Consider the following 25,800-nt stretch of genomic DNA (forward strand, 5'->3'; position numbering starts at 1 on the left):
CGACATGCATTCGAGGCATCATGAGCGATTTCATTCCCGGCCAGCGCTTCATCAGTGATGGCGAGGCCGATCTCGGGCTGGGTACCGTGCTCAACTGTGATCAGCGCAGCGTTACTGTTCTGTTCGCCGGTGGCGAGCAGACCCGGACCTACAGTGTCCGAGAGGCGCCTCTCACCCGAGTCGTATTCGGCAGTGGTGATCGTATCGAGACCGATGAGGGCGAAACCCTCATTGTCTCCCATGTCGAAGAGCAACACGGCATGTTGATCTATCACGGCGATACCCGTGAGGGCGCATCCCGCCAGCTCCCGGAATCACGTATCAGTGACCGGATGCAGTTTCACCAGGCCCGCGACCGGTTGCTAACCGGCCAGCTCGAGCGCAACGATGCCTTCAATCTGCGTTATCGCAGCCTACAGCACCTGCAACGCATCGAGCGTCACCCAGCCTTCGGTCTCTCAGGGCCACGGATCGATCTCATCGGGCATCAGTTGCATATTGCCGATGAGGTCAGCCATCGACGGCTGCCCCGCGTGCTGCTGGCTGACGAGGTCGGGCTGGGGAAGACCATCGAAGCCGGCCTGATCCTGCATCGACTGCTGTTGACCGGCCGTGTTCGCCGCGCTCTGGTGCTGGTCCCCGAAAGCCTGACCCATCAGTGGCTGGTAGAATTGCTGCGCCGCTTTTCGCTCGAAGTAACCCTGCTCGATGAAGCACAGAGTCGCGAGCTGGACACCGACAGCAACCCTTTCGAAAGCGGCCAGATCGTGCTCGCCAGCCAGCAATGGCTGTTTGCCGATGAGCACCGCCAGCGTCAGGCCAGAGAGGCCGGCTGGGATCTGTTGATCGTCGATGAGGCCCAGCATCTCCACTGGTCTCCGGAAGGTAGCGATCATGGTTACGCATGCGTCGCTGCACTGGCCGCCGGTATCAGTGGCGTGATGTTGCTGACGGCCACGCCCGAACAATCCGGCGCCATGAGTCATTTTGCTCAGTTGCGCCTGCTTGATCCCGAGCGCTATCACGATTTCGATGCCTTCCAGGCAGAACAGAGCGGGCATGTCGCGATTGCCAATGCCGTGGAAGCCATCGAACACCTGCCCGATGAAAGCGCACGGGCTACCGTTGAAACCGCCAGCGATGACAGCGAAATACGGGAGCTGCTTGAACAGTTCGACACCGCGACCGTCAGCGAACGTCCCGGGCTGCAGCAGCAATTGCGCCGTATCCTGCTCGATCGTTACGGCGTGGGGCGGGTGATGTTTCGCAACAGCCGTCGTCATGTTGGGGGCTTTCCCGAGCGACGACTGCATGTCGAAACGCTGGAGCTGCCCCAGGGCTATCGACGCACCCTGCGCCGCCTCGAACGTGACGAGGATTACCTTGATGAGCTGTTGCTCGATACCGGCCTCAATCACCCCGATGTTCTGCTCTATCCTGAACTGACCTTCGAAGCATTGCGTCAGGAAGAGAGTGGCGAAGCGTGGTGGCGCTTCGATCCACGACTTGACTGGCTGCGCGGCTGGCTCAAGCAACACCCCGGTGAAAAGGCTCTGGTCTTGTGTCATCACGCCGACACCGCACTGGAGCTGGCTGCTGGCCTGCAGGTGCTCAGCGGCCTTCATGTGCCGGTGTTCCACGAAGACATGAGCATTATCGAGCGTGACCGGGCGGCTGCGGCCTTTGCCGACGCCGACCGTGAAGATGGCAGCCCGCTACTGATCTGCTCCGAAATCGGTTCGGAAGGGCGCAATTTTCAGTTCTGCCACCATCTGATTCTGTTCGACCTGCCACCGCACCCCGATCAGCTCGAGCAGCGTATCGGACGTCTGGACCGTATCGGACAGCACCAGCCGATTGACATTCACGTCCCCACACTGGCCGGTTCGCCCGGAGAAGCTCTGATGCTGTGGTATCGTGATGCGCTGGAGGCTTTCACCCGCTCCCATGGACTGGGCAGTCATGTTTTCGAGCAGCATGGCGATACCCTGTTCGATGCTCTGCTCGATCGCGAAGCACTGGACAGGCTTATCGGGGAAAGCCGAGCGTTACTGGAGCAGACCAGAGAAGAACGGGAAGCGGGGCGCGACCGATTGCTCGAGTATGGCGCCAATGATGAGCAGCACGCCGAGCGAATGATCAGCGCTGTCCGCGAACTCGACGAGGATGAACGTCTGGACCGCTGGCTCGACCAGGCATTCGAGGTTTTTGGTATCGAGGTGCGGGGACTGGATGATGAGCTGCGTTACCTCTACCCCGGCCCACATATGCTGGAAGGCATGCCGGGGCTGATTCGTGGCGAGGAAGGGTTCAGCGCAACCCGCTCGCGCGAAAAGGCGCTGGCCCGGGATGATGTCCAGCGACTCTCCTGGGAACATCCGCTGATCCGTGAAATGCTCTCCCGTGCTACCGAAGGCGCCCTCGGCAACGCCGCTCTGGCCTTGCTCGAGCATAGCGCCATTCCAGCCGGCCGGATCATGATTGAAGCCATCTTCCGCACTCGAACCAGCGAGGCGCACCACCTCCATCCAGCACGCTTTCTACCACCGACTACGGTTCGGGTACTGCTTGACGAGTCCGGCCAGGAGCTCTCCGACAAGGTTTCCTTTGGCGGTCTGGCCAAAAGCCTGCGCAATATCAGAAAGGCAGCTGCCCGTGACCTGATTCGGGAACGTCATGAACTCCTGCGCCAATTGCTCGATCAGGCCGAGGGCGTGGCCAGCGAGCGGCTGACGCCGATTATCGAGCACGCCGGCAGTGACATGCATCGCGCTCTCGAAGCTGAAATCGAGCGACTACGAAGTTTGGCACAACGCAATCCCGATGTCCGGGAGGCCGAGATCGAAGCACTGATAACGGAGCGGGACACCCTGGCTGAAGCCATTGACGGAACCCGATTACAGCTCGATGCAGTGCGTGTCATCGTGACGGTGGAACCCCGGCGCTGACGCCAGGGTGTTCAACGCTGACGCTTGACAATTTGTGCCAGTGCCTGGTCCAGCTCGGGATAGCGGAAAGTAAAACCGGCCGCTTCCAATCGAGCTGGCACCATGCGCGCCCCGGTCAATAGCAGACGTGACATTTCGCCCAGTGCCAGTTCGATCACGCTGCCCGGCACGGTAAACAGGGCCGGTCGATTGAGCTGATCCGCCAGTGTGCGAGTAAAGGTCTCATTGGTGACCGGATGCGGTGCCCCGGCGTTGAAGGCGCCAGCGAGATCCTCACGGGTCAGCAGGAAATCGATCGCCCTCACCAGATCTTCCCGATGGATCCAGGGCATATACTGCGACCCTTCGCCTACCTTGCCGCCGAAGCCAAAGCGAAACATCGGCAGCATTGGTTTGAGCATACCGCCATCACGATCAAGGACCAGGCCTATCCGGGTAATGGCGACCCGCACCCCGTGCTCTTCCAGCCGGAGCGCCTCTTTCTCCCAGATCCGACAGAGCTGATGCGCGAATTCATCATGAGGCTCGGTTTCCTCCGTGACTTCGCGCTCGCCCTGATCTCCGTAGTACCCCATGGCAGAGGCCGATATCAGCACTTTCGGTGGTGTGGACAGGCGCTGGCAGAGTTCGTTGAGTGAACGGGTAGCTTCAACACGGGAGTCGATCAGGCGCTGCTTCTGCTCTTCGCTCCAGCGCTTGTCGAAAATCGGCTCGCCCGCCAGATTGATCATGGCATCGATGGTGTCGTTTTCGAATTCAAGAGCACTGCCATGCGCTGTGACCGGCACCCCAATGGTGCCGGCAGCCTCGTTGGGGTGACGGCTGACCACCAGCAATTCGTGAGACTGTTCATGAAGATGCCGACACAGGGCCTGGCCGACGAACCCGGTCGCTCCAGTGAGCAGAATGCGCATGTCATGCCCTCCGCAACAGAAATATCAAAATGAACGCTCTTATTGGCGAGACGTTACGCTTTCTCCCGAGTCTAGGCAGTCATGCGCCTTGCAGCGAATGCAGTCGAGTCAAAACAGCGTGGAACACCTGCTCGCTCTCCTGACCTCATGACAACGTCCAAAACGCCGGCAGCGTTTCAGACTGTCGAAAAGATGCCGATACTGTTGGGCGAACCATGGCTTAAGAAAATATTAAGAGATACAATATGTCCAAATCGTTAACCGCCTAACAAACGACATATATGCAATAGAGAAGCTCCCCCAGCAAAGGGCTTCCTTGCTGCGAGCAGTATGCTGATGATTGACCATGAAACACTGACCGGCCGACATTCATTCCGCCCCCGCTTCCTGAAAACCCTCTTTTCGGGTCCTTTCGTCTTTTCCGACTCCGGCTGGCAGTGGTGGCTTCACGGCAGCGAAGCCGAAGCGGCAGCGCGTCTGATGGACAGCCATCAGCGAGGTGGCCATCCGACGCAACTCGTCATGCTCAGGAACTACAAGGGTCGACAGGCTTTTCGTCTGAACATCGACCCACTGCCCTGCTTTGCCAAGGAAGTGGCAATGACCTCGCTGAGAACGCGTATCGGCGCCCTGCTGGGGAGAAGCAATGTACTGCTGCGCTATGATCACGGTACGGCAGAAACCCGCCACAATCTTTTTTTGGACAGCCACACCCCGAATGGCGTCAGAACCCTGGCGCTGGGAGAACGCGTACGTCACGGCCTGCCAGACCGCCAAATCCTTATTCATGAATATCTGAGCGGCTGGCGACCACTTGGCGAAGTCTGGCAATCAACCGAACAGGTTGACGACCGAAAGGGACTGATCAATCGTCTCGAGGCGCTGTTAAGAGAGCTGTATACCCATCGTATCTGTCATCTCGATCTCAATGCGGGGCACATCATGGTTCCCGAGGACCCATCGATCCCCATGCGAGTGATCGATTGCGGGCGGATGTGCACCTCGGTCAGGAATCCACTCATCGCCACCGCCCTGCATGTTGGCAAGTTGATGCGTGATCTTGGAGATCCATCGCAGGGAGTTTCGGGGCGTCATGAGCAGGCGCGAAACATCTTCGGTAACATCGCCGGCGAGGCGGTCGAAGCCCCGCGAGCGCAACAGATTCTGCTGATGGCCTGCCACTACCGAATCAGCAAGAGAGTCAGCAAGCGTCGACTGGTGATGAACGCTTCACAAAAGGCGCTCGATCTGGCTGCCTTCGAAGCGCGCTTGCTGACTGATCATAGAAACCGGGCGCTCTTACCATTAACTGCCCGGAATGCCCTGCCCGCCCGGGCTTCGAGCCCACCGTAAAGCGAACAGGATTAAAGAGAAACATACGGATCAGGCAGACGGATTACCGCACCAATCGGGTGCTTTCGAATGAATTGAACTGATCCCGGGATGGGCATAAAGCCACAGGGTAATATGGCGCTATACAAGATCTGTACATGAAGCATCAGACCATACCAGGGGCTTTGCGAATTGATGTATCGCCCATGACGCACGGTTCTGTAACCGCTATGATCACTCTCCAGAGCGAAGCCTACCATTGCAATGAATACTGACGTACAGGATCGGGACAGGTTTTTCCTGCCGTCAATGACACGGGCTGACAGTCATTCGACAATGTCTATTATTCAACCCTGTCGGTAACGCGGTCACGTCATGACCCCGGAGAATATACGTGAACAAAGCCCTGATACTACTTGCCCACGGTTCTACTGACCCGCGCTGGCAGGCCCCCTTTCAGGCCATGGAAGAACATGTTCGGGCTCGCATGAACATGCCGGTAAGGCTGGCCAATATGGAACTCTGCGATCCTCTGCTCGAGGATGTGGTGGCCCACCTGGCCAGTGAAAACATGCGACACATCGATATACTGCCGCTATTTTTCGCTGCCGGGCGCCATCTACGCGAAGATGTCCCCGGCCAACTGAAAGCGCTCCGCGAAGCTCATCCGTCAGTCTCAATGGATCTACTGGATCCGGTTGGGCAGCATCCAGCTTTCATCGAAGCCGTTGTTCATATCGTGGAATCACGCGATACGGACTCGACACTTGTACAAGACGGCTCCCATGTACAATAATTACTGTCACACGATCAAGGGGAATACCACTCACTAGTTGGTATTCACTTACGGCTTGTGAAGCGGTAATAAAGCACTCAAGCCCAATACTACGCTAATTATCCTTCTGCACAGGATTCTTCTTTTCTACAGAGGCTGTACAGAAGTGGAGGAGGTCTGGTCACGCCATGACAGAGCACCTGAGCGAAGCCGCCGGTGGTCCCCTGTATCCGATTCGCGAGGTCTCGCGGCTGACCGGCGTCAACTCCGTTACCCTGCGCGCCTGGGAGCGGCGCTACGGGTTGATTCAACCAAGGCGCACACCCAAGGGACACCGCCTGTACGCTCGCGAGGATATCGAGCGGGTTGAACGCATACTGCAATGGCTCAATCGCGGCGTGCCGGTCAGCCAGGTCAGTGATCTGCTTGACCGTAACGCCACCAGCAGCGTTACGTCTGCTCCCAGGGAAACTACCGGTTCGATTGAGGCTGACTGGCAGCATCAGGCTCAGGAAGCGGTAATGGCTGTCGAGACCTTCGATGTGCCGCGGCTGGACACCCTCTTTACTCGCAGTATGGGGCTTTACCCGGTACATACGGCCATTTCCAGACTATGGCGACCTGTGGTCGAGCAGCTGGAGACGCGCTGGCAGAATACACCCGATGGTTGCGCCCAGCGCCACTTTTTTGAGTCCTTCCTGCGTACCCGGCTGGGGCTGAGACTCTATCATGGCAATCTTGAGCATAATGAGCCGAAGCTGCTGATGAGCCGGTTACCTGATGATCCCAGCCTGCTATGGCTGTTGCTGTTGGCCTTCACGGCCAGCAGCGGTGGCTTCAACATCACCTTTTTTGATGCACCTGTGCCGCTCGGCCAACTGCCCATGACGGCTCGACGCATTAACGCCCAGGCTGTGCTGTTGGCAGGCGGAACAACTGATCGTACCGGCGAAACGCGTAGCGCTCTGTTTGACCTGCGCTCGCAGCTCGACGCCCCCTTGTGCATCTGCGGGCCCTTTGCACGTGACAGCGAACAGGATTGCAGTACACATGACCTGCTGGCACTGGACGACGATCCTGCTCAGGCAGTCAGTCAGTTGCGCGCTCTGATCAATCACCCGATAGCGGGCTGAACAATCGCAGGAGAAGCGAACAGGCCACGCCTCGTTCGCTTCCCGGTATCGGCCACGCCGATATCCTGTCAGCACTGTAGTGGGGTGTCTCTTGGCTTCGCGGCAACTTGTCTGGTTTCGCACCGATCTTCGGACCATTGATCACACGGCACTTGCTCATGCTGCCGAGCAGGGGCCTGTCATCGGCGTCATCGTGAGAACACTCAAGCAGTGGCGCAATCATGGACACGGCGCCAACAAGCTCGACTTCTGGCAGCGTGGCATCGGTGCCCTGGCCGAGCAGCTCAAGGCCTTGCGCATCCCTCTTGAAATCCTGGACGCCGACACCTTTGACAGCACGCCCACCAGCCTGCTGAAACTGGCGCGTGAGTTACAGGTCGAAGCACTGCACTTCAATGACGAGTACGGACTCAACGAGCAACAGCGTGATCGTAGCGTGCAGGCGAAATTCTCGGAAGTCGGCATCGCTGTCCACCGCTATACCGATCAGGTCCTTTTCACCCCCGGCACTCTGAAGACTGGAAGCGGCGACTATTATTCTGTCTTTACGCCCTTTCTCAAGGCATGGCTCAAGCAAATCAGTGCCACTCAACTTGCTCAGCGAGAAGCGCCTACCCGCCAGGCGCCACTGTCGGATGTTACTACCGATCAGCTGCCAGCATTGCCCGAACGCGATCAAACGACTTCCTCGATCCGCGAATTCTGGCCCGCCGGAGAAGAGGCGGCTGCTGATCGTCTGGCCAGCTTCCTCGATGCCCGAGCCAACCATTACAAGGAGTACAGGGATTTCCCGGAGACCGCCGCGACCAGCGAGCTCTCTCCTTATATTGCGCTGGGCATGATCTCACCGCGTCAGTGCATCAATGCCGCGGCTGCCCGCAATCATGGGCACCTGGGGGATGGCGATAAAAACCTCACCAGCTGGATCAGCGAACTCGTATGGCGCGAGTTTTACCAGCATCTGTTGGTCGGTTATCCACGCCTGAGCCGAGGCGAACCCTACAAGCTTGAGACCCGCCGAGTGCCCTGGCGGGACAATGACGAAGATTTTTCCGCCTGGTGTGAAGGAAGAACCGGTTATCCGCTGGTAGATGCTGCCATGAAACAACTGACCAGCCGGGGGTGGATGCATAACCGGTTACGCATGGTCACTGCCATGTTTCTTACCAAGCATTTACTGATCCACTGGCATCGCGGCGAACAGTTCTTTCTGAAGCATCTGGTCGATGGCGAACTCGGCTCCAACAATGGCGGTTGGCAGTGGGCGGCCTCTACCGGCACCGATGCCGCACCCTATTTTCGAATATTCAACCCCACCACCCAGGCCAGGCGTTTTGATCCCGAGGGGGAGTTTATCGCTCGTTATCTCCCGGAACTGGCCGATCTTTCACCACGTGACCGGCATGACCCCAAGCCGCAACAGCGTCGGGAAATCGGCTATCCGGACCCCATTGTTGATCACCGTGCCGCTCGTCAGCGCGCGCTCGACGCCTTCAGTTCGTCCAGCGATGACTGAACGGGGCCTGAGCCGAGACCACAATCCATCGTCATGTGTATGCCGGATGTGACACAATGCCTCCCCTGTTGGTACCCGTGGCGTGCATTCAATCATGCCTGCCAGTACACTGGAGCGCGCCCGACACAGGCCCAATTCCAATGATTTCCGGAAAGAATCAGTGACGAAGCAACACTCCTTTACCCATGAGCAGCTACTGCAATGCAGTCGTGGCGAACTCTTCGGACCCGGCAATGCCCAGCTGCCGGCACCGAACATGCTGATGCTCGACCGCATCACACATATTCATGAAGAAGGTGGTCGATACGGCAAGGGCGAGTTGATCGCTGAGCTGGATATTCATCCGGATCTCTGGTTCTTCCAGTGCCATTTCCCGGGGGACCCGGTCATGCCCGGCTGTCTCGGTCTGGATGCGATGTGGCAGCTGGTCGGCTTCCATCTGGGCTGGCTCGGCAATCCCGGCAAGGGGCGAGCGCTGGGCTGTGGCGAGGTCAAGTTCTCCGGTCAGATACTGCCCGACGCCCACAAGGTGACCTATCACATTCATATGAAACGTGTGATTACCCGCCGGCTTATCCTCGGCATTGCCGATGGCACCCTGTCCGTGGATGACCGTGAGATTTATCAGGCCAACGACTTGCGTGTCGGCCTTTTCACTTCCACAGCGAACTTCTGATCGGGAGGCTCCCATGCGACGAGTGGTAGTCACCGGCCTGGGCATCGTCTCCTGCCTGGGCAATGACCAGCATCAGGTCCTGAGCTCCCTGAAAGAGGGGCGCTCCGGGATCCGCTTTCGTGAAGAATATGTCGAACGTGGCATGCGCAGCCATGTGGCCGGCACGGTCGACATCGATCTCGATGCCCTGGTGGACCGAAAGCAGCGCCGCTTCATGGGCGATGCTGCGGCCTATGCTCATGTTTCAATGCAACAGGCCATCGAGGATGCGGGTCTCGAACCGCATGATATTTCCAATACCCGCACCGGTCTGATCGCCGGTTCCGGCGGTGCCTCTTCGGCCAACCAGGTCGAGGCTGCCGATGTGCTGCGCGAAAAGGGACTGCGCCGGGTGGGCCCCTATCGGGTTACCCGGACCATGGGCAGTACGGTCTCGGCCTGTCTGGCGACACCATTTGCCATCAAGGGGGTCAATTATTCGATCTCCTCGGCCTGCGCCACCTCGGCACACTGTATCGGCGCCGCCATGGAGCAGATTCAACTCGGCAAGCAGGACATCGTCTTTGCCGGGGGTGGCGAAGAAGAACACTGGACCCTGTCCAGCCTGTTTGATGCCATGGGTGCGCTCTCGACCGGCTTCAATGATGCACCAGAGCGTGCCTCACGTCCCTATGACAGCAACCGTGACGGCTTCGTGATTGCCGGCGGCGGCGCTATGCTGGTCATGGAGGAACTTGAGCATGCCCGTGCCCGCGGCGCAAAAATTTACGCCGAACTGATTGGCTATGGCGCCAACTCGGATGGTTACGACATGGTCGCGCCCTCCGGCGAAGGCGGGGCCCGTTGCATGCGCCAGGCGCTGGCCAACGTGCAGGAACCGATCGACTATATCAATACTCACGGCACCTCGACCTCGGTCGGAGACATCAGTGAACTCCGCGGTCTGCGTGACGTCTTCGGCGACAACGTCCCCCCGCTCTCGTCGACCAAGTCTCTGACCGGGCACTCGCTGGGAGCGACCGGCGCCCAGGAGGCCATTTATACGCTACTGATGATGCAACAGGGCTTTATCTGCGCGTCGGCCAATCTTGAAGAGATCGACCCTGCCGCCGAAGGGTTTGATATCGTGCGTCAGCGTCGGGATAACGTCACCCTGAATCGAGCGCTCTCCAACAGCTTCGGTTTCGGGGGGACCAATGCCTGTCTGGTCTTCAGCCGCATGACCGACTGAAGACTCTGTGCGCCGGGCATCCGCCCGGCGCACGCTTCCAACCTTTAACCAGCCACTTTGGCCTCGGGCTCATCTGGTCCCGCCGGACGCGGCACTTCCGAGATGCGGGCGAGCTCTGTCTCCACGAATCTTTCCACTTCCGCCAGCACCTCATTGGGCCGACGCCCCTCGGTTTCAATCACCGGGCCTACGACCATTGTCAGCTGCCCCGGCGACTTCACCAGCCGCCGCCCAGGCCAGCGCTCACCGGCATTATGCGCCACCGGTACGATCGGCGCCCCGACCCGGCAGGCCACATGAATACCGCTTTTCTTGAAAGGCCGTCGGTGCCCTGGCGGCACCCGGGTACCTTCAGGGAAAATCAGCACCGACATGCCCGCCTTCAAACGCTCTGCGCCCTCGGTCAGGACCTTGCGTACCGCACTCGAGGGATTGGTGCGATCCAGTGGGATCGGCCAGATCAGTCTCAGTGACCAGCCAAAAATCGGAATATTAAGCAACTCCTTCTTGAATACCGTACACATTGGCGGCTTGAGCAGCTGCAGATAGAGGGTTTCCCATTCACTCTGATGATTGGAGAGCACCACACAGGGACGATCAGGCAGATTGCCGAGCCCCTCGATGCGGTAACGAACGCCACAGCAGAGACCGAACCAGAAGATAATGAAACGATTGTACTGATTAAGCACCCTGAAACGATGTCTCAGAGGCAGGCAGGCTGCCACAGGAACCAGTGTGAAAGCTGCCACCACAATGGCCAACAGGTATCCCATGTAGAACAGCAGGCTACGCAGCAACTTCATGGCAGGGTCTCTCCGCCCCCGTGATGCTCGGCGCACCAGCGCTCAAGCATTCTGTCGATTTCCACTCGCCAGGGCTTCTGGTGGATGCCAAAGGTCTCCAGCATCCGACGACAGTTGAGAATACGCTTTAGCGGTTCATCATGGTGATGATGCAGGGGAGCTACCTGGCCTGGCTCAATATCCACCGACAATCCCCGCAAACGAGTTTCAAGCTGATGCCGCACCACGGACAAAAAGGTAAAGGGGCTAACCGATTCGACACCGGCCAGATGATAGGCCCCCCAGGCGTGGGCACCGTGGTATTGCTGTTGCAGCATACCGATCAGCGCCATGGCCAGTGCCTCTACCGAAGTGGGGCAGATCAGACTGTCTTCGGCGGCACGCAGGGTTTCGCCCTGCTCCAGTGCCACCAACATTTCTTCAAGCCAGGCATCGCGTCCGGAAAGTCCGAAAAGCGGTCCAATGCGCAGGATGAAGTGCTCCGGCAAGCGTGCCCGAATCAAATTGCCGACTGATACCATCCGCTTGAGCCCCTCATCATATGGCGCGGGTATGGCGGTCTCTTCAATCGGCTGCGCACTGCCCTGCTCGAATATCTGATCACTGACACACCAGACCAGCGGCACACCCACACTCAGACAGTGCTCAAGGAGGCGCTCCACGGCCTCGGAATGTTCGAACACCAGACCGGGATCGATATCAGCAGGCCGCCCCAGCGGAGGAAGCAATACCGCATCGGGACGCAAGCGTTCGAGCGTTGCCGCATCCGTCGAAGTGTCCTCTGAAGTGATCAGTTCAACATCACCACGTGACTGGCAAAGCCGGCTTAGCGCATGTCCCAGACAGTGCTCTGCATCGAGTAGATATAGCTTCATGTCATTCGATCTGAGTGCATCGGAGTGAGCCTGTCGAGGTGGGCAGCATCGTAGCGGCAGGACAGGAAGGCGCCTGTATCGCACCGGGCGCCCACTTTACAGAAAATCGGAGAGTGGAGCATCCATCAGAGGGCCCCGAACGTGACCATAAACAGCCATACTGTCTCGCTTGAGCGCCCCCCTTTCTGTCCGGCCTTCAGCGCCCTGCCCCACCTGCATTGGCTCACCGTCGGAAAGCGCCATACCGGCAACCGGAGACAAGCAATAATGGAAAATGGCTTCGCTCTCCGGATGCCAGATCGACCGGACTGCAAATCGCTCATCATCGACTGATCAGCAGAACCGAGAAAGCCGAAGCAGGGGGGAGCGGCAGGCGACGACTAGAAGGGGATCTCGTCATCGAAATCATCGAAGCTTCCCGGATTGGGTGCGCCCTGACCCTGCCCGGAATTGCCCTGATTGCCCTGCTGGCCACCATTCGATTGACTGCTGCCATAGTGACCACCCTGCTGACCACCGTAATTATTACCCTGCTGGCCGCCACCACCATAATTGTTGCCGCTCTGCTGACTCCCGGCGAAATTACCGCCCTCGCCGCCTCGCGTATCGAGCATCTGCATATCGTTGGCCACGATCTCGGTGGTATAGCGATCCTGGCCATCCTGCCCCTGCCACTTGCGTGTCTGCAAGCGACCTTCAACATAGATGCGCGAGCCTTTTTTGACATACTGCTGCGCGATTTCAGCCAGCTTGTTGAACATCACGACGCTGTGCCATTCGGTGCGCTCCTGGCGCTGACCACTCTGGCGATCCGTCCAGCTGTCCGTGGTCGCCAGGCGCAGATTGCACACCGGATTTCCGGAAGGCAGATAGCGGACTTCCGGATCCTGTCCCAGGTTGCCGATCAGAATGACCTTGTTCACCCCTCGGGCCATGTCTCTCTCCTCTGTCGTGCGGCGCAGGACGCCTGAATGACCTGACTGTCAGGCATCACACCTTGACAGCGTCAGGTATTGTATACTGTATGGATATTCACTGTCCTGGTCGACATCTGCCGATCAGGTCACAGCAGGGCGCCCGGGACGATATGACAAGCGCATCCGGCATGAGTCGCGCCACTGAACTATTCTACCGACCCGGCACCCTGCCGGGAAAGGCGGTTGTCTTTGCGGGGAGCTCGGGCCACCGCCTATAGTATTCCATTGAGCCTGGTAGCGAGGTAGGTATGGATCGCATTTCGGTGCGCGGGGCGCGTACCCACAATCTGAAGAACATCGACGTTGAACTCCCTCGTGACAGGTTGATCGTGGTCACTGGTCTGTCGGGCTCCGGCAAGTCCTCACTGGCGTTCGATACGCTCTATGCAGAGGGGCAGCGACGTTATGTCGAATCGCTGTCCACCTACGCGCGTCAGTTCCTGTCGATGATGGAAAAGCCCGATGTGGATCACATCGAAGGGCTATCACCGGCCATCTCCATCGAGCAGAAATCGACCTCGCACAATCCGCGTTCGACCGTCGGCACCATTACCGAAATCCATGATTATCTGCGCCTGCTGTTTGCACGCGCCGGCACGCCGCGCTGCCCCGATCACGATATCGATCTGGAGGCACAGACGGTCTCACAAATGGTCGATCAGACTCTGGCACTGGAAGACAGCACTCGGGTGATGTTGCTGGCACCAGTGATCAAGGGCCGCAAGGGTGAGCATCAGCAGCTCTTGACCGAACTGCGCGCACAGGGTTTCGTGCGGGTACACATCGATGGCACTACCTTTGAGTTCGATGAGCTGCCGACGCTGGACAAGAACCGCAAACACGACATCAGCGTGGTCGTCGACCGCCTGCGTATCCGGGATGATCTCCAGCAGCGTCTGGCAGAATCCTTCGAGACGGCCCTGAATCTTGCCGATGGTGCCGCCATCCTGCACTTCATGGATGGTGACAGGGAAGACATGGTGTTTTCCTCCCGTTTTTCCTGCCCGGTCTGCGGCTATTCGATCTCCGAGCTCGAACCACGCATGTTCTCGTTCAACAATCCGGCCGGGGCCTGCCCCAGTTGCGATGGGCTTGGAGTACTGCAGTACTTCGATCCGGACAAGCTGATTCGCCAGCAGGAGCTCTCTCTGGCCGAAGGCGTTATCAAGGGCTGGGATCGTCGCAGTATCTACTACTTCAACCAGCTCGAAGCCGTAGCCGCCCACTTCAAATTTGAACTGGAAACGCCCTGGCGACAGCTACCACAACGTGCCAGGGATGTAGTGCTCCATGGCAGTGGCCGCGAATCGGTTGCCTTCAGTTACGTCAACGACCGCGGACGCAAGGTGACTCGCGAGCACCCCTTTGAAGGGGTACTGCCCAACATGGAGCGACGTTACCGCGAGACCGATTCAAATACGGTGCGCGATGACCTGGCCCGATTGCTCTCGGTACAGGCCTGCCCCACCTGTCATGGCAGCCGCCTGCGTCGTGAGTCACGCCATGTCTTCGTCACCGGCACCTCGCTGCCGGACGTGGTCCGCATGCCGATCGGCGACGCCCGGGAGTTCTTCAATCAGCTGGCCATCCCCGGCCGCAAGGGTGAGATTGCCAATCGCATCCTTCACGAGATCAGTAGCCGCCTGGAATTTCTGGTCAATGTCGGCCTGGACTATCTGACCCTGGAACGCAGTGCCGATACCCTGTCGGGTGGCGAGGCACAGCGCATTCGTCTGGCCAGCCAGATCGGCGCCGGCCTGGTAGGGGTCATGTATATCCTCGATGAACCCTCGATCGGCCTGCATCAACGTGATAACGACCGACTGTTGCAGACACTGACCCGGTTGCGCGATCTCGGTAATACGGTGATCGTGGTCGAGCATGATGAGGAGGCCATTCGCTCGGCCGACCATGTGCTTGATATCGGGCCCGGTGCCGGAGTCCATGGTGGCCACATTGTTGCGCAGGGTACGCCCGACGAAATCGAGCGCAACGAGGAATCCCTGACCGGCCGCTACCTGGCCGGTAGCCGGCGCATCGATATTCCGGCTTCGCGCACCCCCATTAACGAAGATCGCGTTATACGCCTGACCGGGGCCAGTGGCCATAATCTTTCCAATGTCGATCTGACCCTGCCTCTGGGCCTTTTCGTCTGTGTCACCGGGGTATCCGGGTCCGGCAAATCGACCCTGATCAATTCAACCCTGATGCCGGTCGCTGCCAGGGAGCTTAACAACGCTACCAGCCTGACGCCCGCGCCCTACAAGGAGATTCAGGGGCTTGATCACCTCGACAAGATCATCGACATCGATCAGAGCCCCATCGGCCGGACACCTCGTTCCAACCCGGCGACCTACACCGGAATTTTCACACCGATCCGGGAGTTGTTTGCCGGTACCGAGGAAGCTCGCTCACGAGGTTACAAGCCCGGACGTTTCTCATTCAACGTCAAGGGCGGGCGCTGTGAGGCCTGTCAGGGCGAAGGGCTGATCAAGGTTGAAATGCACTTTCTGCCGGACATTTACGTGCCCTGCGATGTCTGTGGTGGCAAGCGCTATAACCGTGAAACCCTCGAAGTGAACTACAAGGGGCACAATATCCACGAAGTGCTGGAGATGACTGTCGAGGAAGCCCTCGAATTTTTCTCTCCCGTGCCGGCCATTGCACGTCGACTGCAGACGCTGATGGATGTGGGCCTGTCTTATGTTCGACTTGGGCAGAGTGCTACCACGTTGTCGGGCGGTGAAGCACAACGCGTCAAACTGGCAAGGGAACTGGCCAAACGAGATACCGGGCGCACGCTCTATATCCTTGACGAGCCGACCACCGGCCTTCACTTCGAGGATATCAATCAGCTGCTATCGGTCCTCCATCGATTGCGTGATCACGGCAATACCATCGTGGTCATTGAACACAATCTGGATGTCATCAAGACTGCGGACTGGCTGATTGACCTGGGACCCGAAGGCGGTGCTGGTGGCGGTCAGATCATCGCCGAAGGAACGCCTGAACAGGTCTCAAGGCTTGAGCACTCGCATACCGGGCGCTTCCTTCTTCCGCTGTTCGAACGCGGTTACTGAATGTTCAGCAAAAAAGAGGCCGACCCAAAAGGGTCGGCCTCTTTCATTACCTGTCGTCTGTCAGAGTCGACGGCAGGAAGCTGCCTGACGACTTACTCGTCGCCGCTGGCTTCTTCCAGTACCGGTCGATCGACCAGTTCGACGTAAGCCATGGGGGCGTTGTCGCCAGCGCGGAAACCGCACTTCAGGACACGAACGTAGCCACCCGGGCGCTCGCTGTAGCGAGGTCCCAGCTCATTGAAGAGCTTACCGACGGTCGCATTGTTGCGTGTCCGGCTGAAAGCCAATCGACGATTGGCCACACTGTCATTCTTGGACAGGGTGATCAAAGGTTCGATATAACGCCGCAGCTCCTTGGCCTTGGGCAGAGTGGTCTTGATCATTTCATGCTCGACCAGCGACACGCACATGTTCTGGAACATGGCATGGCGATGCGAACTGGTACGACTCAGATGACGACCGCTTTTACGATGACGCATGGTTGTGATTCCTTACAGATCCTGGACTCGAGTCACCCGTTCAGGCGGAAGCCTTGTCGTCCTTCAGACTCGCCGGCGGCCAGTTTTCCAGCCGCATGCCGAGCGACAGACCGCGAGCCTCGAGCACGTCCTTGATTTCATTCAGGGACTTCTTGCCAAGGTTGGGCGTCTTCAGCAATTCTACTTCGGTGCGCTGAATCAGATCACCGATATAGTAGATGTTTTCGGCTTTCAGGCAGTTGGCGCTGCGTACGGTCAGCTCGAGATCATCGACAGGTCGAAGCAGAATCGGATCAATCTGATCCTCTTCCTCTTCGACTTCCTGCTCCTTGTCGGCTTCGAGATCAACGAAGGCAGCAAGCTGCTCCTGAAGAATGGTCGCACTACGGCGAATTGCTTCTTCAGGATCCAGCGTACCATCGGTCTCAAGATCGATGACCAACTTGTCGAGGTCGGTGCGCTGTTCAACACGCGCAGCCTCTACGGCATAGGAGACACGACGCACGGGGCTATAGGAAGCATCAAGCTGAAGCCGACCGATAGCACGCGTTTCATCATCCTGCTGAGCACGCACGTCAGCCGGCTCGTAACCTCGGCCACGCATCAGCCGCAGCTGCATCTTGAGCTCGCTGCCATCATTAAGATGAGCGATGACATGATCAGGATTGACGATCTCGACATCGTGGTCGACCGCGATATCGCCCGCTGTCATGACACCCGGCCCCTGCTTGCTCAGCGTCAGCACCACGTCATCACGGCCGTGCATGCGTGCTGCCACACCCTTGAGATTGAGCAGGATTTCGATGACATCTTCCTGCACGCCCTCGATCGCGCTGTACTCGTGCAGAACACCTTCGATCTCGGCTTCCACCACGGCGCAACCGGGCATCGACGACAGCAGAATGCGACGCAGCGCATTGCCCAGCGTATGACCGAAACCGCGCTCGAACGGCTCAAGCACGATTCGCGCGTGATTGGCGTTGACTTCTTCGACCTTGATATCGCGCGGTCGAAGAAACTCTGTTACTGAACGCTGCATATGAATACCTATCAGGCTGCCAAACGGATACTCGAAGTCACACTTACGGGTTACTTGGAGTACAGCTCGACAATCAGGTTTTCGTTGATGTCGGCAGACAGGTCGCCACGCTCGGGCAGGGCCTTGAAGGTACCCGTCATCTTGCCGGTGTCGACATCGATCCAGGTCACGTCGCCGCGGTTACCGGCCAGCGACAGGGCCTGCTGGATACGGGTCTGGTTCTTCGCCTTGTCACGTACGGCGATTTCATCACCGGGACGTACCTGATAGGACGGAATGTTGACGGTACGACCGTTGACGGAGATCGCCTTGTGGTTGACCAGCTGACGCGCCTCGGCACGCGTGGAGCCAAAGCCCATGCGATAGACGACGTTGTCCAGTCGGGTTTCGAGCAGCTGCAACAGAACTTCACCGGTTGCGCCCTTCTGCCGGGCTGCTTCCCTGTAATAGTTGCGGAACTGCTTTTCCAGTACGCCGTAGTAGCGACGTACCTTCTGTTTTTCACGCAGCTGAGTGCCGTACTCGGAAAGACGCTGACGGCGCTGACCATGTTGACCCGGGGGGGTCTCGGACTTGCACTTCTTCTCGAAGGGAGTCACACCGCTCTTGAGGAAAAGATCGGTGCCCTCGCGACGAGACAGCTTGCAACTTGGACCAGTATAACGTGCCATGAATCCGTCTCCTTAAACGCGGCGCTTTTTCGGCGGACGGCACCCATTATGGGGAATGGGCGTTGCGTCGGTGATGCTCTGCACTCGGAAACCGGCGGCATTCAATGCGCGCACGGCGGACTCACGGCCGGGCCCCGGGCCCTTGACCAGCACGTCGACGTTTTTCACACCATACTCGGCTGCAGCGGTCGCTGCACGTTCGCTTGCCACTTGAGCAGCGAACGGGGTGCTCTTGCGAGAACCACGAAAACCCGAACCACCGGCAGTGGCCCAAGAAAGGGCGTTGCCCTGGCGGTCTGTGATCGTCACGATCGTATTGTTAAAAGAGGCATGGATGTGGGCAACCGCATCCACTACCTGCTTTTTAACCTTTTTACGGTTACTGCGCGGGTTAGCCATGTTTGATGTTCCTGAATCCTAAACGCCGGACATGCGTTTACTTGCGAATCGGTTTGCGCGGTCCCTTACGGGTTCGCGCGTTCGTCTTCGTGCGCTGACCGCGCAACGGAAGACTGCGGCGATGGCGCAGACCCCGGTAGCAACCCAGGTCCATGAGACGCTTGATATTCAGCGTAATCTCACGGCGCAGGTCGCCTTCGACGGTATACTTGCCGACTTCGGTACGCACTTCATCGAGCTTTTCGGCGGAGATGTCGCCCACTCGAGTATTCGGTGCGATATCGAGCGCGGCACAGATTTCCAGTGCACGCGTCCGGCCGATACCGTAGATATAGGTCAGCGAGATCGCCGCGTGCTTGTTGTCCGGGATATTGACGCCTGCAATACGGGCCATCAGCTTTCTCCGACTTTGAGCGGCTTGCTCGGTTAATCAACTACAAAAGGCGCAATAGCATACCCCCTGATGCCGAGGCAATCAAGGGGCATGCCTGCAACCTGCCTGATCAGCGCGGCGGGCAATCAGCCCTGGCGCTGTTTGTGACGCGGCTCGGTGCAAATGACCCGAACGGCGCCACCACGTCGAATGATCTTGCAGTTACGGCAGATCTTCTTGACGGAAGCACGAACTTTCATGGTTCTCTCCAGTAATGTTCCGGCTCAGCGCATGATGCCGCCGCTGCCATAGCCCTTGAGGTTGGACTTTTTCATCACCGATTCGTACTGATGTGACATCAGATGCGACTGGACCTGCGACATGAAGTCCATGATGACCACCACCACGATCAGCAATGAAGTACCGCCGAAATAAAACGGTACCTGCCAGGCCACCATCAGGAACTGGGGCATCAGCGATACCAGCGTGATGTAAAGAGCGCCGAACAGGGTCAGGCGCGTCATCACCTTGTCGATGTAGCGCGCGGTCTGCTCACCAGGGCGAATGCCGGGCAGAAATGCTCCTGACTTCTTCAGATTGTCGGCTACATCCTTCGGGTTGAAGACCAGTGCCGTATAGAAGAAGCAGAAGAACACCACCGCTGCGGAGAACAGCAATATGTACAGCGGCTGTCCCGGCCCCAGCGCCTGGGAAACGGTTGTCAGCCACTCCATACCGGAGCCCTGGCCGAACCATTGGCCAATCGACGCCGGGAACAGCAGAATGCTGGAGGCGAAGATCGGCGGAATGACGCCGGCCATGTTGACCTTCATCGGCAAATAGCTGCTCTGGCCGGCATACATCTTGTTGCCAACCTGACGCCGCGGATAATTGACCTTGATCCGCCGCTGACCACGCTCGATGAACACCACGAAGGCGACCGTGGCAATCGCCAGCGCTGCCAGAGCCAGCAGCGGCAGAACATTCCAGGCACCATTATTGCGTGCCAGTTCGAATGATTGCCCCAGCGCACTCGGCAGACCGGCCACAATACCAGCAAAGATGATCAGCGAAATACCATTGCCGATCCCCTTTTCGGTAATCTGCTCACCCAGCCACATCAGGAACACGGCGCCGGCCACGAACGTGACGACCGCTGTAAAGTAGAAGCTGAAATCAGCGTGATAGGCGACCCCATTGCTGACCAGTCCCACTGCCATACCGATCGACTGAATCAGTGCCAGCACCACGGTACCGTAGCGCGTGTACTGATTGATCTTGCGTCGGCCGGCCTCGCCTTCCTTCTTCAGCTGCTCGAGCTGCGGCGAGACCACGGTCAGGAGCTGCATGATAATCGACGCGGAGATGTAGGGCATGATGCCCAGCGCGAAAATACTCATGCGCTGCAGGGCGCCACCCGAGAACATGTTGAACAGGCTCAGGATGGTGCCCTGGTTTTCCCTGAAAAGGGCAGCGAGCTGGTCAGGATCAATACCGGGCACCGGAATGTGGGCACCCAGACGGTACACCACAATCGCGATGAACACGAAGCGCAGGCGGGCCCAGAGTTCACTGAGTCCGCTCTGGGAGCCTGCCGGTACGTTTCCTGACTTGGCCATTTAGTCCTCGACCCTGCCGCCGGCCGCTTCGATTGCAGCCCGCGCGCCCTTGGTGACTTTCAGACCGCGCACGGTGATGGCCCGATCGAGCTCGCCGGCCAGCATGACGCGCGCATGGCGCGTGGCATTGCGCAGCACATTGGCCTTCTTGAGACTTTCAAGATCGGCCACATCGCCTTCAACCTTTGCCAGCTCATGCAGCCTGACTTCTTCGGTAACCATCGCCTTGTGCGAGGTAAAACCGAACTTGGGCAGACGCCGCTGAAGCGGCATCTGTCCGCCTTCGAAGCCGGGCCGGATCGAACCGCCGCTGCGCGAGGCCTGACCCTTGTGACCACGGCCGGCGGTTTTGCCCAGCCCAGAGCCGATACCACGCCCGACCCGCTTGGCCGAATGCTTCGACCCCGGAGCAGGGCTGAGCGTATTGAGTTTCATCGTCATGATTGAGCTCCCTCGACGCGCACAAGGTAGTTCACCTTGTTGATCATGCCGCGAACAGCCGGGGTATCTTCCAGCTCAACGGTATGATTGATGCGACGCAGCCCCAGTCCACGGATTGTGGCCTTGTGCTTTTCGATAACACCAATGGTGCTGCGTACCTGAGTAACCCTGATCGTGGCAGACATGACATTCACTCCGTAATCGCTTCAACGGACAGACCGCGCTTGGCTGCCACATCGGCGGGTGAATGCATCGATGCCAGCCCCTTCACGGTGGCACGCACCACGTTGATCGGGTTGGTCGAACCATAACACTTCGCCAGGACGTCATGCACACCGGCCAGCTCGAGCACCGAGCGCATCGCACCACCGGCGATGATACCGGTACCTTCGGAAGCCGGCTGCATGTAAACCTTGGAAGCACCATGGTTGGCGCGTACCGGATACTGCAGGGTATGACCGCGCAATTCGACCTTGACCATGTTGCGATGCGCTTGGTCCATCGCCTTCTGAATCGCGACCGGCACTTCGCGTGCCTTGCCACGACCGAAGCCGACGCGGCCATTGCCGTCACCGACCACCGTCAGTGCGGTAAAGCCGAAGATACGGCCGCCCTTGACCACCTTGGCGACGCGGTTGATCTGAACCAGTTTTTCCTGCAGATCGCCGCTGCCGCGCTGTTCATTATTCGCCATCGTAGACCCCTTTAGAATTGCAGACCGCCTTCACGCGCGGCGTCGGCCAGGGCCTTGACGCGACCGTGATAGCGATAGCCGGACCGGTCGAAGGCCACCTGAGTGATGCCGGCTTCCTTCGCCCGCTCGGCCAGCAGCGTACCCACGCGTGCAGCCGCATCGGCATTGCCGGTCGCATCGCTGCGCAACGTCTTGTCGAGCGTCGAGGCACTGGCCAGCACCTGGCTGCCGTCGGCGGAAAAGATCTGAGCGTACATGTGACGCGGTGTACGGTTGACGCTCAGACGATAAATGCCAAGCTCGCGGATCTTGGCGCGCGTGCGGCGGGCACGACGGAGACGAGCTTCTTTCTTCGCGTTCATAACCCTGCCTTATTTCTTCTTGGCTTCTTTACGCCGGATGCGCTCATCGCCATACCGAACACCCTTGCCCTTATAGGGTTCGGGCGGACGGAAGGCGCGGATTTCGGCCGCCACCTGACCCAGAAGCTGCTTGTCGATGCTTTTGAGTACGATAGTGGTGTTACGCGGCGTCTCCACCGAGACACCTTCCGGCACCTGATACTCGATCGGGTGCGAGAAGCCAAGCGTAAGGTTGAGTGTCTGACCATTGGCCTGGGCGCGATAACCCACACCAGTGATCTCCAGTGTCTTGCTGAAGCCTTCGGTAACGCCAAGCACCATGTTGTTGACCAGCGCCCGGGTAGTACCGGCCATCGCCCAGCCACGCGCATTGTCGCTGGGGGCGAAGGTCAGCATACCGTCCTGCTGCTCGATCTTCACATCACGGTGGACGTTCATCTCCAGCTGCCCCTGACCGCCCTTGACGGTCAGTTGGTCACCCTCGAACGTGGCTTCCACGCCGCTGGGCAGTCTGATCGGATATCTTGCGATCCTGGACATCTCTGACTCCTAGAATACGGTGCAGATGACTTCACCGCCGACGCCAGCCTGTCGGGCTGCGCGATCGGTCATCACCCCGTTGGAGGTGGAAACGATCGCAACGCCCAGACCTTCAGCCACGCGCGGCAGCTCGTTCTTGCCCTTGTAGATGCGCAGGGACGGCCGCGAGACGCGCTGAATGTGCTCAATGACCGGCTTGCCTTCGAAGTACTTGAGCTCGATGGTCAGCTGGCTTTTGACGTCACCCTCGACGGAATAGTCGGCGATGTAGCCCTCTTCCTTCAGTACTCGCGCAACGTCAACCTTGACCTTCGAGGAAGGCAGCGTCACCGATGCCTTGGTGGCCTGCTGCGCATTGCGGATACGGGTGAGCATATCCGCCAGAGTATCTTGCATGCTCATTGATGGCGCTCCTGAAGCGATTACCAGCTGGACTTGGTCAAGCCCGGTACATCGCCGCGCATCGCTGCTTCACGCAGCTTGTTACGTGCAAGACCGAACTTGTTGTAGTAGCCGTGAGGACGGCCGGTGATCCGGCAGCGGTTACGCCGACGGACCGGGCTGGAATCGCGTGGGAGCTTCTGCAGTTGCAGTTGCGCCTCGAAGCGATCTTCTTCCGTCGTATTGACGTCATGAATGATCGCCTTGAGCTCAGCGCGGCGAGCTGCATACTTTTTGATCAGCTCGTCACGCTTGAGTTCACGCTGGACCATGCTTTTCTTTGCCATGATTACACCTTTATTTCCGGAAGGGGAAGCTCAGCGCGCCGAGCAGCGCACGGCCTTCTTCATCGGTGCCGGCGGTCGTGGTGATCGTGATGTCCAGCCCGCGAATGCGATCTACCTTGTCGTACTCGATTTCCGGGAAGATGATCTGCTCGCGCACACCCATGGAGTAATTGCCGCGCCCATCAAAGGCACGCGGATTGAGGCCACGGAAATCACGAATACGCGGGATAGCCACATTAACCAGACGGTCAAGGAAATCCCACATACGTTCGCGACGCAGAGTCACCTTGAGACCGATCGGCCAGCCTTCGCGAACCTTGAAGCCGGCAACGGATTTGCGCGCCTTGGTCACGATTGGCTTCTGACCGGAAAGCTTCTCCAGATCGGACGCCGCGTTATCGATCAGCCTCTTATCGCTGGTCGCTTCGCCGATGCCCATGTTCAGCGTCACTTTCGTGATGCGCGGCACCTGCATTACGTTGGCATAGCCGAACTGCTCGTTGAGCGCGGCCTTAGCCTCGTCACTGTATTGCTGTTTCAAGTTCGCCATGTTGCTACTCGACTCGCGTTAGGCGTCGATCTGCTTCTGCGTCGACCTGTAGATACGGACCTTGGTACCGTCCTCTTTCACCTCGAAGCCGACACGATCGGCACGTCCGGTCTCCGCGTTGAAGATGGCGACGTTGGATCCGTGAATCGGCGCCTCGCGCTCGACGATACCACCCTGATTTCCCGCCATCGGGTTGGGGCGGGTGTGACGTTTGATCATGTTCACACCCGAGACGACAAAACGGCCGTCCTGCAGCACTCGTTTAATAGTGCCACGCTTCCCCTTGTCCTTGCCGGCGATGACGATGACTTCATCGTCACGTTTGATCTTGCGCATGGTTCTGCCTCGCTCCTTACAGCACTTCGGGCGCCAGGGAGATGATCTTCATGAACTTCTCGTTACGAAGTTCACGCGTCACCGGCCCGAAGATACGCGTGCCAATCGGCTGTTCATTGGCGTTGTTCAACAGAACCGCCGCATTGCCATCGAAGCGGATCAGCGAACCATCCGGGCGGCGGACACCGCTACGTGTACGTACCACAACGGCCTTGAGCACCTGGCCCTTTTTGACACGGCCGCGTGGAATCGCTTCCTTGACCGTCACTTTAATGACGTCGCCTACACGCGCGTAGCGGCGGTGAGAGCCGCCCAGCACCTTGATGCACTGGACGCGGCGTGCGCCACTGTTGTCAGCGACGTCCAGCATTGTCTGTGTCTGAATCATCGGTTATCTCCGAACCTGAACTGATGCACGAGTCGGGCGCCTTTGGGCAGTTAGCCCTTCGCCTGCTCGACTACTTCAACCAGTGTCCAGGCCTTGTGTTTCGAAATCGGCCGGCACTCTTCAATCGAGACCATGTCACCGACGTGAGCCTGGTTGGTTTCATCGTGAGCATGCAGTCGGGTGGAGCGCTTCATGATCTTGCCATAAAGCGGATGCGGTTCCCGGCGCTCGATCAGCACGACGATGGATTTTTCCATCCGATCGCTCACCACCCTGCCGGTGAGCCTACGGGTATTCTTTGCTTCGGCCATGTTCAGTTACCTGATTTCTGGTTGAGCACAGTCTTGACGCGTGCGATATCACGACGCACCTGCTTGAGCAGATGGGTCTGGCTCAACTGGCCGGTCGCTTTCTGCATGCGCAGATTGAATTGCTCGCGCAGCAGTTCGAAAAGCTGCTCGTTGAGCGATTCGGTCGACTTGTCACGAAGTTCCTGTGCTTTCATTACATCACCGTCCGTTTTACAAAGGTGGTGGCAATGGGCATTTTCTGCGCTGCCAGACGGAAGGCCTCACGAGCCAGCTCTTCGGAAACGCCTTCGATCTCGTAGAGGACCTTGCCCGGCTGGATCTGGGCAACCCAGTACTCGACGGAGCCCTTGCCCTTACCCATACGGACTTCAAGCGGCTTTTCGGAGATCGGCTTGTCGGGAAATACCCGAATCCAGATCTTGCCGCCACGCTTTACGTGACGAGTGATGGCACGACGACCGGCCTCGATCTGGCGGGCAGTGATCTGACCACGCCCGGTTGCCTTGAGGCCAAACTCGCCGAAGCTGACACTGCTGCCGCGGTGCGCCAGGCCACGATTGCGGCCCTTTTGCTGTTTGCGGAACTTGGTACGCTTGGGCTGTAACATCGC

General features: G+C 58.6%; 32 protein-coding genes. 8 read left to right on the forward strand and 24 right to left on the reverse strand.

Annotation, left to right across the window (positions count from 1 at the left end; translation table 11 throughout):
- Positions 1–20: 20 nt before the first annotated feature.
- Entirely contained in the window at positions 21–2,948 is a 2,928-nt protein-coding gene (gene rapA / locus FY550_RS13815; protein ID WP_149054607.1) for an RNA polymerase-associated protein RapA, read from the forward strand.
- An 11-nt stretch (positions 2,949–2,959) separates the two neighbouring features.
- On the opposite strand, the gene FY550_RS13820 is transcribed toward rapA, so the two are convergent.
- Positions 2,960–3,862 carry a TIGR01777 family oxidoreductase gene (locus FY550_RS13820; RefSeq protein WP_070977963.1) on the reverse strand — a complete coding sequence of 301 codons (903 nt, stop codon included), beginning with the start codon at positions 3,860–3,862 and terminating at the stop codon, positions 2,960–2,962.
- 336 nt (positions 3,863–4,198) lie between these two features.
- Between FY550_RS13820 and FY550_RS13825 the strand changes: the two genes are divergently transcribed.
- From FY550_RS13825 to fabB, 6 genes are all read left to right on the forward strand, one after another.
- Complete coding sequence (locus tag FY550_RS13825; RefSeq protein ID WP_168169307.1) at positions 4,199–5,215, forward strand: lipopolysaccharide kinase InaA family protein; 1,017 nt, start codon at positions 4,199–4,201, stop codon at positions 5,213–5,215.
- Between the two features lie 373 nt (positions 5,216–5,588).
- The gene (locus FY550_RS13830) at positions 5,589–5,990 is read left to right on the forward strand and encodes a sirohydrochlorin chelatase (protein WP_070977965.1); all 402 of its coding nucleotides are present in this window, start codon (positions 5,589–5,591) and stop codon (positions 5,988–5,990) included.
- Positions 5,991–6,157: 167 nt separating this feature from the next.
- Positions 6,158–7,102 (forward strand): MerR family transcriptional regulator, encoded by a 945-nt coding sequence (locus FY550_RS13835; protein ID WP_070977966.1) that lies wholly within the window; start codon positions 6,158–6,160, stop codon positions 7,100–7,102.
- Positions 7,103–7,193: 91 nt separating this feature from the next.
- Positions 7,194–8,618, forward strand: a complete 1,425-nt coding sequence (phrB, locus tag FY550_RS13840) for a deoxyribodipyrimidine photo-lyase (protein ID WP_070977967.1) — start codon at positions 7,194–7,196, stop codon at positions 8,616–8,618.
- 160 nt (positions 8,619–8,778) lie between these two features.
- Positions 8,779–9,294: a 3-hydroxyacyl-[acyl-carrier-protein] dehydratase FabA gene (gene fabA / locus FY550_RS13845; protein WP_070977968.1), complete on the forward strand. Its 516-nt coding sequence runs from the start codon at positions 8,779–8,781 to the stop codon at positions 9,292–9,294.
- Positions 9,295–9,307: 13 nt separating this feature from the next.
- Positions 9,308–10,525, forward strand: coding sequence for a beta-ketoacyl-ACP synthase I (gene fabB, locus FY550_RS13850; RefSeq protein ID WP_149054608.1), 1,218 nt, complete (start codon positions 9,308–9,310; stop codon positions 10,523–10,525).
- 44 nt (positions 10,526–10,569) lie between these two features.
- On the opposite strand, the gene FY550_RS13855 is transcribed toward fabB, so the two are convergent.
- The 3 genes from FY550_RS13855 to ssb form a co-directional block, all read right to left on the reverse strand.
- On the reverse strand, positions 10,570–11,328 hold the full coding sequence (locus tag FY550_RS13855) for a lysophospholipid acyltransferase family protein (RefSeq protein WP_070977969.1): 759 nt from the start codon (positions 11,326–11,328) through the stop codon (positions 10,570–10,572).
- Positions 11,325–12,203: a sugar nucleotide-binding protein gene (locus tag FY550_RS13860; protein WP_149054609.1), complete on the reverse strand. Its 879-nt coding sequence runs from the start codon at positions 12,201–12,203 to the stop codon at positions 11,325–11,327. The genes FY550_RS13855 and FY550_RS13860 overlap by 4 nt, the downstream gene beginning before the upstream one ends.
- 380 nt (positions 12,204–12,583) lie before the next feature.
- The gene (ssb, locus tag FY550_RS13865) at positions 12,584–13,138 is read right to left on the reverse strand and encodes a single-stranded DNA-binding protein (RefSeq protein WP_070977970.1); all 555 of its coding nucleotides are present in this window, start codon (positions 13,136–13,138) and stop codon (positions 12,584–12,586) included.
- Positions 13,139–13,428: 290 nt separating this feature from the next.
- Between ssb and uvrA the strand changes: the two genes are divergently transcribed.
- Positions 13,429–16,260: an excinuclease ABC subunit UvrA gene (gene uvrA, locus FY550_RS13870; RefSeq protein ID WP_149054610.1), complete on the forward strand. Its 2,832-nt coding sequence runs from the start codon at positions 13,429–13,431 to the stop codon at positions 16,258–16,260.
- A gap of 92 nt (positions 16,261–16,352) precedes the next feature.
- Here uvrA and rplQ read toward each other — a convergent pair whose 3' ends face one another.
- The 20 genes from rplQ to rplP form a co-directional block, all read right to left on the reverse strand.
- A complete protein-coding gene (gene rplQ / locus FY550_RS13875; RefSeq protein WP_149054611.1) occupies positions 16,353–16,739 on the reverse strand; it encodes a 50S ribosomal protein L17 in 387 nt (128 codons plus the stop codon).
- A gap of 40 nt (positions 16,740–16,779) precedes the next feature.
- Positions 16,780–17,778, reverse strand: coding sequence for a DNA-directed RNA polymerase subunit alpha (locus tag FY550_RS13880; RefSeq protein WP_070977971.1), 999 nt, complete (start codon positions 17,776–17,778; stop codon positions 16,780–16,782).
- A 50-nt stretch (positions 17,779–17,828) separates the two neighbouring features.
- Positions 17,829–18,449 carry a 30S ribosomal protein S4 gene (gene rpsD, locus FY550_RS13885; RefSeq protein WP_070977972.1) on the reverse strand — a complete coding sequence of 207 codons (621 nt, stop codon included), beginning with the start codon at positions 18,447–18,449 and terminating at the stop codon, positions 17,829–17,831.
- Between the two features lie 12 nt (positions 18,450–18,461).
- Positions 18,462–18,848, reverse strand: a complete 387-nt coding sequence (gene rpsK, locus FY550_RS13890) for a 30S ribosomal protein S11 (RefSeq protein WP_009723883.1) — start codon at positions 18,846–18,848, stop codon at positions 18,462–18,464.
- 37 nt (positions 18,849–18,885) lie between these two features.
- Positions 18,886–19,242, reverse strand: a complete 357-nt coding sequence (rpsM, locus tag FY550_RS13895) for a 30S ribosomal protein S13 (protein WP_070977973.1) — start codon at positions 19,240–19,242, stop codon at positions 18,886–18,888.
- 125 nt (positions 19,243–19,367) lie between these two features.
- Complete coding sequence (rpmJ, locus tag FY550_RS13900) at positions 19,368–19,481, reverse strand: 50S ribosomal protein L36 (protein WP_070977974.1); 114 nt, start codon at positions 19,479–19,481, stop codon at positions 19,368–19,370.
- Positions 19,482–19,505: 24 nt separating this feature from the next.
- Positions 19,506–20,840 (reverse strand): preprotein translocase subunit SecY, encoded by a 1,335-nt coding sequence (gene secY / locus FY550_RS13905; protein ID WP_149054612.1) that lies wholly within the window; start codon positions 20,838–20,840, stop codon positions 19,506–19,508.
- Entirely contained in the window at positions 20,841–21,275 is a 435-nt protein-coding gene (gene rplO / locus FY550_RS13910; protein ID WP_070978016.1) for a 50S ribosomal protein L15, read from the reverse strand.
- Between the two features lie 2 nt (positions 21,276–21,277).
- Positions 21,278–21,466 (reverse strand): 50S ribosomal protein L30, encoded by a 189-nt coding sequence (gene rpmD, locus FY550_RS13915; RefSeq protein WP_070977976.1) that lies wholly within the window; start codon positions 21,464–21,466, stop codon positions 21,278–21,280.
- A gap of 5 nt (positions 21,467–21,471) precedes the next feature.
- Positions 21,472–21,975, reverse strand: a complete 504-nt coding sequence (gene rpsE / locus FY550_RS13920) for a 30S ribosomal protein S5 (RefSeq protein WP_070977977.1) — start codon at positions 21,973–21,975, stop codon at positions 21,472–21,474.
- A gap of 11 nt (positions 21,976–21,986) precedes the next feature.
- Positions 21,987–22,337 (reverse strand): 50S ribosomal protein L18, encoded by a 351-nt coding sequence (gene rplR, locus FY550_RS13925; RefSeq protein ID WP_070977978.1) that lies wholly within the window; start codon positions 22,335–22,337, stop codon positions 21,987–21,989.
- 9 nt (positions 22,338–22,346) lie between these two features.
- Entirely contained in the window at positions 22,347–22,877 is a 531-nt protein-coding gene (rplF, locus tag FY550_RS13930) for a 50S ribosomal protein L6 (RefSeq protein WP_070977979.1), read from the reverse strand.
- Positions 22,878–22,886: 9 nt separating this feature from the next.
- Positions 22,887–23,279: a 30S ribosomal protein S8 gene (gene rpsH, locus FY550_RS13935; protein WP_070977980.1), complete on the reverse strand. Its 393-nt coding sequence runs from the start codon at positions 23,277–23,279 to the stop codon at positions 22,887–22,889.
- 20 nt (positions 23,280–23,299) lie between these two features.
- The gene (gene rpsN, locus FY550_RS13940; protein WP_070977981.1) at positions 23,300–23,605 is read right to left on the reverse strand and encodes a 30S ribosomal protein S14; all 306 of its coding nucleotides are present in this window, start codon (positions 23,603–23,605) and stop codon (positions 23,300–23,302) included.
- Between the two features lie 10 nt (positions 23,606–23,615).
- A complete protein-coding gene (rplE, locus tag FY550_RS13945) occupies positions 23,616–24,155 on the reverse strand; it encodes a 50S ribosomal protein L5 (protein WP_070977982.1) in 540 nt (179 codons plus the stop codon).
- Between the two features lie 18 nt (positions 24,156–24,173).
- A complete protein-coding gene (rplX, locus tag FY550_RS13950) occupies positions 24,174–24,491 on the reverse strand; it encodes a 50S ribosomal protein L24 (RefSeq protein WP_149054613.1) in 318 nt (105 codons plus the stop codon).
- A gap of 16 nt (positions 24,492–24,507) precedes the next feature.
- Complete coding sequence (gene rplN, locus FY550_RS13955) at positions 24,508–24,879, reverse strand: 50S ribosomal protein L14 (RefSeq protein ID WP_070977984.1); 372 nt, start codon at positions 24,877–24,879, stop codon at positions 24,508–24,510.
- Positions 24,880–24,929: 50 nt separating this feature from the next.
- Complete coding sequence (gene rpsQ / locus FY550_RS13960) at positions 24,930–25,190, reverse strand: 30S ribosomal protein S17 (protein WP_070977985.1); 261 nt, start codon at positions 25,188–25,190, stop codon at positions 24,930–24,932.
- A gap of 2 nt (positions 25,191–25,192) precedes the next feature.
- The gene (gene rpmC, locus FY550_RS13965; RefSeq protein WP_070977986.1) at positions 25,193–25,384 is read right to left on the reverse strand and encodes a 50S ribosomal protein L29; all 192 of its coding nucleotides are present in this window, start codon (positions 25,382–25,384) and stop codon (positions 25,193–25,195) included.
- On the reverse strand, positions 25,384–25,797 hold the full coding sequence (rplP, locus tag FY550_RS13970) for a 50S ribosomal protein L16 (protein ID WP_070977987.1): 414 nt from the start codon (positions 25,795–25,797) through the stop codon (positions 25,384–25,386). Before rplP ends, rpmC begins: the two co-directional genes overlap by 1 nt.
- Positions 25,798–25,800: the final 3 nt, after the last annotated feature.

The organism is Kushneria phosphatilytica, assembly GCF_008247605.1.
Classification (GTDB): domain Bacteria; phylum Pseudomonadota; class Gammaproteobacteria; order Pseudomonadales; family Halomonadaceae; genus Kushneria; species Kushneria phosphatilytica.

What these genes read in the sequence shown, in the direction of transcription:
- rapA (WP_149054607.1), top strand. Translation starts at nt 21, where the DNA reads ATGAGCGATTTCATTCCCGGCCAGCGCTTCATCAGTGATGGCGAGGCC.
- FY550_RS13820 (WP_070977963.1), bottom strand. Translation starts at nt 3,862, where the DNA reads ATGCGCATTCTGCTCACTGGAGCGACCGGGTTCGTCGGCCAGGCCCTG.
- FY550_RS13825 (WP_168169307.1), top strand. Translation starts at nt 4,199, where the DNA reads ATGATTGACCATGAAACACTGACCGGCCGACATTCATTCCGCCCCCGC.
- FY550_RS13835 (WP_070977966.1), top strand. Translation starts at nt 6,158, where the DNA reads ATGACAGAGCACCTGAGCGAAGCCGCCGGTGGTCCCCTGTATCCGATT.
- fabB (WP_149054608.1), top strand. Translation starts at nt 9,308, where the DNA reads ATGCGACGAGTGGTAGTCACCGGCCTGGGCATCGTCTCCTGCCTGGGC.
- FY550_RS13855 (WP_070977969.1), bottom strand. Translation starts at nt 11,328, where the DNA reads ATGAAGTTGCTGCGTAGCCTGCTGTTCTACATGGGATACCTGTTGGCC.
- FY550_RS13860 (WP_149054609.1), bottom strand. Translation starts at nt 12,203, where the DNA reads ATGAAGCTATATCTACTCGATGCAGAGCACTGTCTGGGACATGCGCTA.
- ssb (WP_070977970.1), bottom strand. Translation starts at nt 13,138, where the DNA reads ATGGCCCGAGGGGTGAACAAGGTCATTCTGATCGGCAACCTGGGACAG.
- uvrA (WP_149054610.1), top strand. Translation starts at nt 13,429, where the DNA reads ATGGATCGCATTTCGGTGCGCGGGGCGCGTACCCACAATCTGAAGAAC.
- rplQ (WP_149054611.1), bottom strand. Translation starts at nt 16,739, where the DNA reads ATGCGTCATCGTAAAAGCGGTCGTCATCTGAGTCGTACCAGTTCGCAT.
- FY550_RS13880 (WP_070977971.1), bottom strand. Translation starts at nt 17,778, where the DNA reads ATGCAGCGTTCAGTAACAGAGTTTCTTCGACCGCGCGATATCAAGGTC.
- rpsD (WP_070977972.1), bottom strand. Translation starts at nt 18,449, where the DNA reads ATGGCACGTTATACTGGTCCAAGTTGCAAGCTGTCTCGTCGCGAGGGC.
- rpsK (WP_009723883.1), bottom strand. Translation starts at nt 18,848, where the DNA reads ATGGCTAACCCGCGCAGTAACCGTAAAAAGGTTAAAAAGCAGGTAGTG.
- rpsM (WP_070977973.1), bottom strand. Translation starts at nt 19,242, where the DNA reads ATGGCCCGTATTGCAGGCGTCAATATCCCGGACAACAAGCACGCGGCG.
- rpmJ (WP_070977974.1), bottom strand. Translation starts at nt 19,481, where the DNA reads ATGAAAGTTCGTGCTTCCGTCAAGAAGATCTGCCGTAACTGCAAGATC.
- secY (WP_149054612.1), bottom strand. Translation starts at nt 20,840, where the DNA reads ATGGCCAAGTCAGGAAACGTACCGGCAGGCTCCCAGAGCGGACTCAGT.
- rplO (WP_070978016.1), bottom strand. Translation starts at nt 21,275, where the DNA reads ATGAAACTCAATACGCTCAGCCCTGCTCCGGGGTCGAAGCATTCGGCC.
- rpmD (WP_070977976.1), bottom strand. Translation starts at nt 21,466, where the DNA reads ATGTCTGCCACGATCAGGGTTACTCAGGTACGCAGCACCATTGGTGTT.
- rpsE (WP_070977977.1), bottom strand. Translation starts at nt 21,975, where the DNA reads ATGGCGAATAATGAACAGCGCGGCAGCGGCGATCTGCAGGAAAAACTG.
- rplR (WP_070977978.1), bottom strand. Translation starts at nt 22,337, where the DNA reads ATGAACGCGAAGAAAGAAGCTCGTCTCCGTCGTGCCCGCCGCACGCGC.
- rplF (WP_070977979.1), bottom strand. Translation starts at nt 22,877, where the DNA reads ATGTCCAGGATCGCAAGATATCCGATCAGACTGCCCAGCGGCGTGGAA.
- rpsH (WP_070977980.1), bottom strand. Translation starts at nt 23,279, where the DNA reads ATGAGCATGCAAGATACTCTGGCGGATATGCTCACCCGTATCCGCAAT.
- rpsN (WP_070977981.1), bottom strand. Translation starts at nt 23,605, where the DNA reads ATGGCAAAGAAAAGCATGGTCCAGCGTGAACTCAAGCGTGACGAGCTG.
- rplE (WP_070977982.1), bottom strand. Translation starts at nt 24,155, where the DNA reads ATGGCGAACTTGAAACAGCAATACAGTGACGAGGCTAAGGCCGCGCTC.
- rplX (WP_149054613.1), bottom strand. Translation starts at nt 24,491, where the DNA reads ATGCGCAAGATCAAACGTGACGATGAAGTCATCGTCATCGCCGGCAAG.
- rplN (WP_070977984.1), bottom strand. Translation starts at nt 24,879, where the DNA reads ATGATTCAGACACAGACAATGCTGGACGTCGCTGACAACAGTGGCGCA.
- rpsQ (WP_070977985.1), bottom strand. Translation starts at nt 25,190, where the DNA reads ATGGCCGAAGCAAAGAATACCCGTAGGCTCACCGGCAGGGTGGTGAGC.
- rpmC (WP_070977986.1), bottom strand. Translation starts at nt 25,384, where the DNA reads ATGAAAGCACAGGAACTTCGTGACAAGTCGACCGAATCGCTCAACGAG.
- rplP (WP_070977987.1), bottom strand. Translation starts at nt 25,797, where the DNA reads ATGTTACAGCCCAAGCGTACCAAGTTCCGCAAACAGCAAAAGGGCCGC.